This window comes from Stenotrophomonas sp. PE591 (assembly GCF_018320795.1).
Classification (GTDB): domain Bacteria; phylum Pseudomonadota; class Gammaproteobacteria; order Xanthomonadales; family Xanthomonadaceae; genus Stenotrophomonas; species Stenotrophomonas maltophilia.
Map to the genome: position 1 here is coordinate 233,222 of NZ_JAAOKO010000005.1, position 10,032 is coordinate 243,253.

Below are 10,032 nucleotides of genomic sequence, written 5' to 3' on the forward strand. Positions count from 1 at the left end.
ATGGGCGGGGTTCATGACCCGGTAGTGCCGGCCGCTGGCCGGCAACCGCGTTCACGCAGCGTGGAACGTATCCCACGCCATCCGCGCGATCAGCACCACCACCAGCCCCACGAACAGCTTGCGGATGAACGGCGTGCCGCCCTTCAGCGCCAGGCGCGTGCCCACCACCGAACCGATGATGTTGGCCGCCGCCATCGGCAGCGCGAACAGCCACAGGATGTTGCCGGTCGGCACGAAGAACGAGATCGCCGCCACATTCGTCGCCAGGTTCACCACCTTTGATGCCGCCGAGGCGCGCAGGAAATCCAGCCCGAAGAAGCGCACGAACAGGAAGATCAGGAAGCTGCCGGTGCCCGGCCCGAAGAAGCCATCGTAGAAGCCGATCGCCGCACCGATCGCCAGCGCGATCACCAGTTCGCGGCGGCCGATCTCCTGTGGCCGGTGCAGCGCGCCGAAGTCCTTCTTCCACAGTGTGTAGGCCAGCATCGCGACCAGCAGCACCAGCACCAGTGGGCGCACCGCGTCCTTGGGCAGCAGGCTTACCGCGGTGGCGCCGGCGAAGGAGAACATGAAGGCCGTGCCGGCCGCGAACAACACCGGCTTCCACGGGAAGCGCACGTTGCGCGCATAGCGCCAGGCGGCCGCACCGGTACCGAACATCGAACTGAACTTGTTGGTACCAAACAGCATCGCCGGCGTCTGCTGCGGCAGCACCGTGAACAGGCCAGGCAGCTGCACCAGCCCACCACCACCGACGGCGGCATCGACCAGCCCGGCGATGAAGGCGATGACCACCAGCCACCACAACTCAGGGGGAACCAGTTCCAGCACGGCGATCAATCGATATGGGGGCGCGACAGCATACGCCTGTCCTGCACTGGTTGACCGGTGCCCCGCGTGGATCCATCCGCACAACCCGGCGACAATGTCCGCATGAGCCGAAAACCCACCGATCCCTGCCCCTGCGGCCTTCCCGCCGAGTACGCCGCCTGCTGTGGCCGTTTCCATGCCGGTGAGGCCGCCCCCGATGCCGAGCGCCTGATGCGATCACGTTACAGCGCCTATGTGCGGGGGCTGGCGGACTATCTGCGCCAGAGCTGGCATCCGGATACCCGTCCCGCCGAGTTGTCGCTGGATGATGCGCCCGGCCAGCGTACGCATTGGCTGGGCCTGACCGTGCACGAGCACACCGTCACCGGCGCCGACAGCGCCGAAGTGCGCTTCACCGCCCGCTACCGCGTGGGCGGCGGCAGCGCGGTGAAGATGGCCGAGCACAGCCGCTTCCTGCGCGTCGACGGCCGCTGGTACTACCTCGACGCGGTGTGAGCCTCAGCCGCCGCGTGCCGCCAGCACGCGCTGGCCGGCATGCGCGCGGACCTGGTTGCGGCCACCGTCCTTGGCTGCGTACAGCGCCTGGTCGGCGGCCTTGATCACTGCCGCTGGCCGCTCATCCACGCGGCTGTCTGCCAGCCCGATGCTCACCGTCACCTGCACTGTCTGCCCGCTTCCGCCGCGTCCGCGCTGCCGGCGCCCCGTTTCATCGTCGCGGCTGCGTGTGCTCCGGTCGCGCAGCTGCATGCGGGTGTCCTCGATGGTCTGCCGCAGCGCCTCGACTGCATCCACGCAGGCGGCTGCGGGACGATCCAGGAACACCACCGCGAACTCCTCGCCGCCATAGCGGAACGCCCGGCCACCATCGCCCACCCGGCCCAGGCGCGAGGCCACCAGGCGCAGCACGTCGTCGCCGGTATCGTGGCCGTGGGTGTCGTTGAACGACTTGAAGTGGTCCACGTCCACCATCGCGATGCTGTAGGTGCCGCGCGCCCGCTGCAGGGTCTCATTGAAGGCGCGGCGCCCCGGCAGGCCGGTCAGCTCATCGCGGAAGGCCATATGGAAGGACTCCTGCAGCATCGCGCCCAGCATCAGCAGCAGGGCCGCGCTGGCCAGTGCCGACAGCAGCACCGGCTGCAGGAACACCCGTGGCAGCATCCACCACAGGCACAGCAGGGCCAGCAGCATCGCCGTGTGCAACGGGCGCGGATGCCGCCAGGCCTGCCAGCCCAGCGCGGCGGTTGCCAGAAGGAACAGCAGCGCTGGCAGCTGCGCCAGCGCGTTCCAGTCGACCGGGATCCACGCCCAGTGACGGTTCGACAGCAGATCGTGCATGCCGCGCGGCTGCTGCGTGGCCAGCAGCAGGAAGATCAGCAGTGCCGTGCCGCTGGCGACGGAGCGCAACAGCAGGTCGTGGCGGCGCCGCCCGCGCTCGGGCCACAATGCCAGGCCCGCGAACAGCAAGGGCAACCAGGCCGAAATGGCATGGAAGCGCAGCGGTGTCAGCGCCGTGACATGGCCGCTGTGCAGGTAGCCGCCCACGTCCTGGTGCAGCAGCGCGAACATGACCGCCACCACCAGCAGCAGGCAGAGCGTACGCACCTGGTGGTAGAGCAGGGCAAGGCCGGCACCGAGGCAGGCCAGCAGCCAGGGCAGGATGCGTTGGGCCGGACTGGCAACGTCTTCGTTGCCCAGTGCTGCCCACAGCACCACGGCAACCAGCACGGCGGGCAGCACGAACAGGTAATGCGCAGGCTGGCGGAGCGGATGCAGGGGCAAGCAGGAATTCCAGCGCGGTGACGACGCGGCCGCAGCATTGCCGTTAGCGGCGTTCGCACCGGCTTCTTGAATGCGGGATGGTCACGCATGTGAACGCGTTGACGTCGAACGATGACATCGCACTCACCCTGTTGCGCAGATGCTGCCCGGATGGACAGCGTAGCCACCGCCGTCGCTGCCCCGCAGCGCGATCTCGCCCGCCAGTACGCATGTGTGCGGAACCGCAGCATGCACTTGGCAGCCCCCCTCAGCGCCGAAGATGCCATGCTGCAGAGCATGGCCGATGCCAGCCCGAGCAAATGGCACCTGGCCCACACCACCTGGTTCTTCGAACGCTTCGTGCTGGCCGGCTTCCCACCTGCACCGGCGCATGACCCCGCCTGGGACTACCTGTTCAACAGCTACTACAAGAGCCTCGGCCCGGCGCATGCCCGGCCGCAGCGTGGGCTGCTGTCGCGGCCATCGCTGCAGCAGGTGCGCGACTACCGCCAGCAGGTCGATGCACAGGTGCAATCGCGGCTGGCGGCAGGCGACCTTGATGAGCAGGCACTGCAGCACCTGCAGTTGGGCCTGCAGCACGAACAGCAGCACCAGGAACTGCTGCTCACCGACATCAAGCACGCGTTCTGGTGCAATCCGTTGCAGCCGGCCTACCGCGAGGACCTGCAGCCTGCAACCAGCGCTGCCAGTGCGCAGGGCTGGATCGAGTCGCCCGAGCGCATCGTCACCATCGGCGCCGCAGCCTGGCCGCAGCACACCGCCTTCGCCTACGACAACGAATCGCCGGCGCATCGCGTGCTGCTCCCCGCGCACGCACTGGCCGAGCGCCCCGTCAGCAATGCCGAGTACCGCGCCTTCATCGACGCCGGCGGCTACCGCGAACCGCGCTGGTGGCTCAGCGAAGGCTGGGCGCTGCGCGAAGCCGAGGGCTGGCAGCACCCGCTGTACTGGGATGACGCCCTGCAGCGCGAGTACACCCTGGGCGGTTGGCGCGAACTGGATCCGCATGCGCCGGTCTGCCACCTCAGCTACTACGAGGCCGATGCCTGCGCCCGCTGGGCCGGTGCGCGCCTGCCCAGCGAGTTCGAGTGGGAGGCTGCCGCCGCAACGCTGCCGCCTCGCGGTCATTTTGCCGATGACGATCGGCTGCACCCGCAGGCTGCAGGGGGCAGTGGACTGCGTCAGCTGTTCGGCGATGTATGGGAATGGACCCACAGCGCGTATGGCGCCTACCCGGGCTTCCGCCCTTTCGCCGGCAACCTCGGTGAATACAACGGCAAGTTCATGTGCGGGCAATGGGTGCTGCGCGGTGGCAGCTGCGCCACGCCGCGTGGCCACGTGCGTGCCAGCTACCGCAACTTCTTCATGCCCCCGGCGCGTTGGCAGTTCTCCGGGCTGCGCCTGGCCAGGGACCTCGCATGAGTACGGTGCACGACGCACTGCAGGCGCTGACCGATCTCACCCCCGGCCGCCAGCAGATCCTCACCGACGTGGTGGCCGGGTTGTCGCGCACGCCGCGCCAGCTGCCGTCCAAGTACTTCTACGATGCGCGCGGCTCGCGCCTGTTCGAGCAGATCACGCAGACCGCCGAGTACTACCCCACGCGCACCGAGCTGGCCCTGCTTTCACGGGTACTGCAGGACATCGCCCGAAGCGTCGGGCCGCATCTGCACGTGGTGGAACTGGGCAGCGGCAGTGGCCGCAAGACCGCGTTGCTGCTGGCCGCCCTGCACGACCCGGTGGCCTACACGCCGATTGAAATCTCGCGTGCCGCGCTGCTGTCCAGCATCGACCATCTGGCCCCGGCGCTGCCCGAGGTGGAGATGCTGCCGGTCTGTGCCGACTTTACCCGTCCCGTCGCCGTACCCATGCCCGAACGCGACCCCGCGCGACGGCTGCTGTTCTTCCCCGGTTCCACGCTGGGCAACTTTGAAGGCGAGGACGCGGTCGCGCTGCTGCGCGCGATGCGCCAGACCATGGGGCGTGATGGCCTGGCCCTGGTCGGCATCGACCTGCACAAGGACCCGGCGTTGATCGAGGCGGCCTACAACGATGCGCAGGGCGTCACCGCCGCATTCACCCTGAACCTGCTGGCCCGCCTCAACCGCGAGGTCGGCAGCGACTTCGATCTGCAGGGCTTCCGTCATCGTGCCCGCTACAGCGTCGCGCGGCTGCGCATCGAGACCGATCTGGTCAGCCAGCGGGCACAGGACGTCCATCTGGATGGCCGGACCTTCCATTTCGAGGCCGACGAACCGATCCGCGTCGAATACAGCCACAAGTACACCGACGAGAGCTTCGAAGCGCTGCTGCGGCCGGCTGGCCTGCAGGTCATGCAGCGCTGGGATGCTGAAGGCCCGGCCTATGGCCTGCGCCTGTTGCGTGCCATCTAGGGCGGACGGCCAGCCGGTACCGCTTCAGGTTCAGCAGCACCGCTACCCCTAAGATGGCCGTGCAACGGCAACACGGAGGACGCCATGCCCATTCTGACCACGCTCGGCCTGGCGGCCGCTCTTGCCTCGGCGCCGACAGCGCCCGCCGCTCCTGCCGGCGACATCGATCCGGCGTTCAACCGCTGCCTGTCGGGCCTGCAGGCCACCGCTGTGACACAAGGCATCAGTGCCGACCGTTTCAACGCGATCACCGCCGGCCTCACCCCGGACCCCAGCGTGCTCGGCCTGCTCGATGCACAGCCCGAATTCACCACGCCGATCTGGGACTACCTGGCCGCGCTGGTCGATCGCCAGCGCGTGGCTGATGGCCGCGCCCTGCTGCAGCAACATCGCGATCTGCTTAATCGCGTCTCCGCGCAGTATGGCGTCGATCCGGCCACCATCGTCGCGGTCTGGGGGGTGGAGAGCGACTATGGCCGCGTATTCGGCAAACGCCCGCTGCTGCAGTCGCTGGCCACGCTTTCCTGTGCCGGCCGCCGCCAGGCTTTCTTCCGTGGCGAACTGCTGGCGCTGCTCAAGCTCATCGATCGCGGTGACCTGCAGGCCCAGGGGCTCACCGGGTCCTGGGCCGGCGCCTTCGGGCACACCCAGTTCATGCCCAGCACCTACGCCCGTATCGCGGTCGATGGTGATGGCGATGGCCGCCGCGATCTGGTCGGCAGCATTCCTGACGCGCTGGCCTCCACCGCCAACTATCTGAAGCGTGCCGGTTGGCGCAGTGGCGAACCGTGGGGCATGGAAGTCCGTGTTCCCGCCGGCTTCAACGCCAGCCAGGCCGGCCGCACCCAGCGTCGCGCCCTGGCCGACTGGCGTGCGCAGGGCGTGACTGCGCTGGATGGCAGCGTGTTGGCTCCGGCCAACCTGCCGGCGGATGCGCGCGCCGCGCTGCTGCTGCCGGCCGGCAACAAGGGCCCGGCATTGCTGGTGTTCCGCAACTACGACGCGATCTACAGCTACAACGCCGCCGAAAGCTATGCGCTGGCGATCGCGACGCTGGCTGACCAATTGCGTGGCGGCAACGGGTTGGCCACCGCCTGGCCGACCGATGACCCGGGCCTGGGCCGCGATGAGCGCCGCCAGCTGCAGACCCTGCTGCTGGCCCGCGGCCACGATATCGGTGCCGCCGACGGCATGATCGGTACCGCCACGCGCCGCGCGATCCAGGCCGAGCAGCAGCGCCTGGGCTGGAGCGAGGTGGACGGCCGCGCAGGCCAGCGCATCCTGCGCACGCTGCAGGAAGAGGCGACCGCCATCGCACCCGCTGGGCAGAAAGCCTTGCCGGCGGCACGTTGACCGCGACATCATCGCCGCGGTCTTCAAGGAGCGTCATCGCATGCAGTCGAATCCGGACATCAGCACCGGCCTGTATCACGGCCTGGAGGCCTGGCAGGTGCGAACCGCCAACGCCACGGCGGTCGTCAGCGTGTTCGGCGGCCAGCTGCTGTCGTTCATTCCCGATGGGCAGCCCGATCTGCTGTGGCTTTCGCCCACGCGCGCCGAGCTGCCCACGCCCATCCGCGGTGGCGTCCCGGTGTGCTGGCCGTGGTTCGGTCGCCAGGGCCAGAGCGCCGATGTACCGGCGCATGGCCTGGTACGTACCGCGCGCTGGGAGCTTCTGCAGGCCAGCCAGCGCGATGATGGCGAGGTCGAGCTGCAGTTGGCGCCTGCGCCCGGCGCCGATCGCGGCCTGCGCCTGCAGATGCAGTTGCGCATTGGCCGCCAGCTGCGCCAGCAGCTGGTCACCGAGAACACCGGAACCTCGCCGGTGACATTCACCCAGGCCCTGCACAGCTATTTCCGGGTGGGCGATGCCAAGCGGGTCGAGGTCGAGGGCCTTGACGGCCTGCAGTACCTGGACAAGTACGAGGACTATGCACAGCTGCGCCTGCAACAGGGACCGTGGTCATTGCGCGATCCACGTGATCCCGGTCGCAGCGATCGCATCTACACCGGTGCCGGCGGCCATTACGTGCTGCATGATCCCGTACTGCAGCGGCGGATCGAGATCCGCAGCGAAGGCAGCCAGACGCTGGTGGTCTGGAATCCGGGTGCCGAGGCGGCAGCCAGGATGGCCGATGTCGGCGAGGGCTGGCGCGATTACGTATGCCTGGAAGTGGCCAACGCAGGCCCGGAGCAGATTACGCTTGCGGCGGGTGCGCGCCATCAACTGGTGCAGACCCTGGGCAGTACCGCGCTGTAGGCGCGGGCAGCGATTTCAGTTTGTCGATGCAGGTAGCAAGGACGGAAAAACATGCAGGAAGCACAATGGTGGTACGCCAATGGCAGGCAGAGCAGTGGGCCGGTGGATCTGGCCGGTCTTCGCCAGCTGCAGCAGGAAGGGACGGTTACGGCGCGCACCCTGCTCTGGTGCGAAGGCATGCCCTCATGGCGGCCGTTGGCGGAACTGGAGCAGGCTTCCACCCCCGTCGAGGTGGCTCCGGCCCTGGATATCGACGCAGCCCCTGCGGTTGAGGGCATCGCGCCGAATGTCGGCGATCCGTCCGATCCCTATCGTGCGCCGGCCGCCGCACCGGACAGGGCTGCGGCTGCCGGGCTGGAGGGCGAGATGGCCTTGTACGCCAGCGTGGTCGGCGGCAACTTCCCGATCTATCGCCAGCGCTGGCGGCTGGATCAGGGCGTTGCCACGGGCAGTGGCACCTGGCATTGGCCGGCCTTCCTGCTCGGGCTGATCTGGATGATGTACCGCAGGATGTACCGCCTGGCGGCGATGTGGGCTGGCCTGCTGCTGCTGATCAGCGTGGTGGAGACCTGGCTGGATGTGCCGGATGGCCTGTCGCTGGTCATCACCTTCGCGCTGAGCATCACCACCGGCATCTTTGGCAACAGCTGGTACCTGGCACACTGCCAGCGCCTGATCGCCCAGGCCCGTGCCGTCACCGGCGACGATGATGCACGGCTGCGCAGCGAGCTGACCGCGCGTGGCGGCACCAGCGTGGTCGCCACACTGATCGCCATCGTCATCGCGGTGGCGCTGAGCACCGTCGGCGCCGCACTGGCGGGGTAGGGCTGGTCAGCGGCCCTGACGGGGCCGCAGCACCAGCAGGCACAGCGCACCGGCCACCAGGCCCCAGAACGCCGAGCCGATGCCGGCCAGTGAGACGCCCGAGGCGGTGACCAGGAAGGTGACCAGTGCCGCCTCGCGGTCCCGCTCTACCGCCAGCGCACTGGCCAGGCTGTTGGCGATGGTGCCGAACAGCGCGATACCGGCCACGCAGGCCACCAGCTCCTTGGGGAAGGCAGCGAACAGTGCGGCCACGGTGGCACCGAACAGCCCGATGACGATGTAGAAGGCACCTGCCGCCATGGCGGCGGTATAGCGTCGTGCCGGGTCCTCATGGGCATCACGGCCCATGCAGATCGCGGCGGTGATTGCCGCCAGGTTCAGCGCGTACGCACCGAACGGCGCCAGTAGTGTATTGACCACACCGATCCAGCCGATCAGCGGCGACACCGGGGCGTCGTAGCCGGATGCCCGCATCACCGCCACGCCCGGAATGTTCTGCGAGGCCATGGTGACCACGAACAGGGGCAGGGCGATGCCGGCCACCGCGGTCCAGGACAGGGATGGGGTCACCCATTGCGGTACCGCCAGTTGCAGCTGCACCTGCTGTGCGTGCAGCAGGCCACGGCTGGCCGCAACCGCGATGCCGACCAGCAGGGTGGCGATGACCGCATAGCGCGGGAACAGGCGGCGTCCGGCCAGCCACGTGGCGAACATAGCCAGCGCCAGTACCAGCTGGGTGTTCATGGCCACGAACACGTCCAGACCGAAGCGCAGCAGCACCCCGGCCAGCATGCCGGCGGCCAGCGCCATCGGCACCCGTTGCATCAACCGGGCGAAGATGCCGGAGAAGCCAGCCAGCATGCCCAGAACCGCAGCGAGCAGGAATGCACCGGTGGCCTCGGAAAGAGATGCGCCGCCGGCACCGACCACCAGCATCGCCGCGCCCGGTGTCGACCATGCGGTCACCACCGGTACCCGATAGCGCAGTGACAGCCCGATGCAGGTGACACCCATGCCCAGTCCCAGTGCCCACATCCATGAAGCGATCTGCGCCTGATTGGCACCGACAGCTTGTGCAGCCTGGAACACGATGACGGCCGAACTGGCGAAGCCGACCAGCACAGTAATGAAGCCGGCAACGAGGGCCGGTACTGAAAGGTCGCGCCACCACGCTTGCCGCACCTGCATGTTCATTGCCGTCTCTCCACTGTGCATCCGTGCATTGATAGCCCTTGTGGCGTTGACCGCGCAACGCGCGGTCAACGCCACAGTGATCTTCGAGCGTATGCCATGCGTGACGTCGCCTTGGTTCTGTCATCACCCTGCAAAAAAATGCTTGACGAAATCTGCAGGATCTCTAGAATTCGCTCCCTTGCTGCAGCGCACCGCTTCTTCGGAAACGGCACGCAAACAGCAACGCCACCACCGACGGACGAGATGATCGAACGAAGGTGTTGACGGACTCGAAAAGTCCGGCATAATAGGCGGCTCGCAACGACGAAAGGCCTTCGGGTCCAACGACGAAGCGGCATCGGCAACAACGTCCACCCCGGTGAGACGGCCTTGAAAAAAAGGTGTTGACGAAGCGGAAAAGCCGGCTATAATGGGCGGCTCGCTACGAAGGAAACTTCGCAGCACACGGGAGCGGCGCTGAGGCCACTTCCCAAGATCTTTGAAAGTATGCGCAGGTATCTTGTGAAGGCGCCTGCAGGAAGGATGATTGTCCATCTTGCAGACGTTTGATCAAGCAACTATTAATTGTTTTAAAGCAAGCGATACGTTGCCAGAATCAATCATCTGCAGCTTTAAATTTTGATCTTCGGATCATGCAGTTTTAAGTGAAGAGTTTGATCCTGGCTCAGAGTGAACGCTGGCGGTAGGCCTAACACATGCAAGTCGAACGGCAGCACAGGAGAGCTTGCTCTCTGGGTGGCGAGTGGCGGA

General features: G+C 67.3%; 9 protein-coding genes and 1 rRNA gene. 7 read left to right on the forward strand and 3 right to left on the reverse strand.

Translation table 11 applies throughout. From position 1 onward, the window contains the following. Positions 1–51 precede the first annotated feature (51 nt). Complete coding sequence (locus JLDANKMP_RS14750) at positions 52–831, reverse strand: TSUP family transporter (protein ID WP_212561508.1); 780 nt, start codon at positions 829–831, stop codon at positions 52–54. Positions 832–933: 102 nt separating this feature from the next. Here JLDANKMP_RS14750 and JLDANKMP_RS14755 point away from each other — a divergent pair, with 102 nt between their 5' ends. After that, the gene (locus tag JLDANKMP_RS14755; RefSeq protein ID WP_005414942.1) at positions 934–1,326 is read left to right on the forward strand and encodes a YchJ family protein; all 393 of its coding nucleotides are present in this window, start codon (positions 934–936) and stop codon (positions 1,324–1,326) included. Positions 1,327–1,329: 3 nt separating this feature from the next. Here JLDANKMP_RS14755 and JLDANKMP_RS14760 read toward each other — a convergent pair whose 3' ends face one another. Next, the gene (locus tag JLDANKMP_RS14760) at positions 1,330–2,610 is read right to left on the reverse strand and encodes a GGDEF domain-containing protein (protein ID WP_212561509.1); all 1,281 of its coding nucleotides are present in this window, start codon (positions 2,608–2,610) and stop codon (positions 1,330–1,332) included. Between the two features lie 150 nt (positions 2,611–2,760). Here JLDANKMP_RS14760 and egtB point away from each other — a divergent pair, with 150 nt between their 5' ends. The 5 genes from egtB (at position 2,761) to JLDANKMP_RS14785 (ending at position 8,088) form a co-directional block, all read left to right on the forward strand. Further along, positions 2,761–4,032, forward strand: a complete 1,272-nt coding sequence (gene egtB, locus JLDANKMP_RS14765; protein ID WP_049395802.1) for an ergothioneine biosynthesis protein EgtB — start codon at positions 2,761–2,763, stop codon at positions 4,030–4,032. Then, positions 4,029–5,003: an L-histidine N(alpha)-methyltransferase gene (egtD, locus tag JLDANKMP_RS14770; protein ID WP_024958386.1), complete on the forward strand. Its 975-nt coding sequence runs from the start codon at positions 4,029–4,031 to the stop codon at positions 5,001–5,003. Before egtB ends, egtD begins: the two co-directional genes overlap by 4 nt. A gap of 84 nt (positions 5,004–5,087) precedes the next feature. Next, positions 5,088–6,356, forward strand: coding sequence for a lytic murein transglycosylase (locus JLDANKMP_RS14775; RefSeq protein ID WP_212561510.1), 1,269 nt, complete (start codon positions 5,088–5,090; stop codon positions 6,354–6,356). Between the two features lie 40 nt (positions 6,357–6,396). Beyond that, positions 6,397–7,263 carry a D-hexose-6-phosphate mutarotase gene (locus JLDANKMP_RS14780; protein WP_099481111.1) on the forward strand — a complete coding sequence of 289 codons (867 nt, stop codon included), beginning with the start codon at positions 6,397–6,399 and terminating at the stop codon, positions 7,261–7,263. Positions 7,264–7,314: 51 nt separating this feature from the next. Further along, positions 7,315–8,088: a DUF2628 domain-containing protein gene (locus JLDANKMP_RS14785; protein ID WP_212561511.1), complete on the forward strand. Its 774-nt coding sequence runs from the start codon at positions 7,315–7,317 to the stop codon at positions 8,086–8,088. A 6-nt stretch (positions 8,089–8,094) separates the two neighbouring features. Here JLDANKMP_RS14785 and JLDANKMP_RS14790 read toward each other — a convergent pair whose 3' ends face one another. Beyond that, positions 8,095–9,282 (reverse strand): benzoate/H(+) symporter BenE family transporter, encoded by a 1,188-nt coding sequence (locus JLDANKMP_RS14790; protein WP_099481113.1) that lies wholly within the window; start codon positions 9,280–9,282, stop codon positions 8,095–8,097. Between the two features lie 641 nt (positions 9,283–9,923). Here JLDANKMP_RS14790 and JLDANKMP_RS14795 point away from each other — a divergent pair. Next, positions 9,924–10,032, forward strand: a 16S ribosomal RNA gene (locus JLDANKMP_RS14795); the annotation flags it as partial.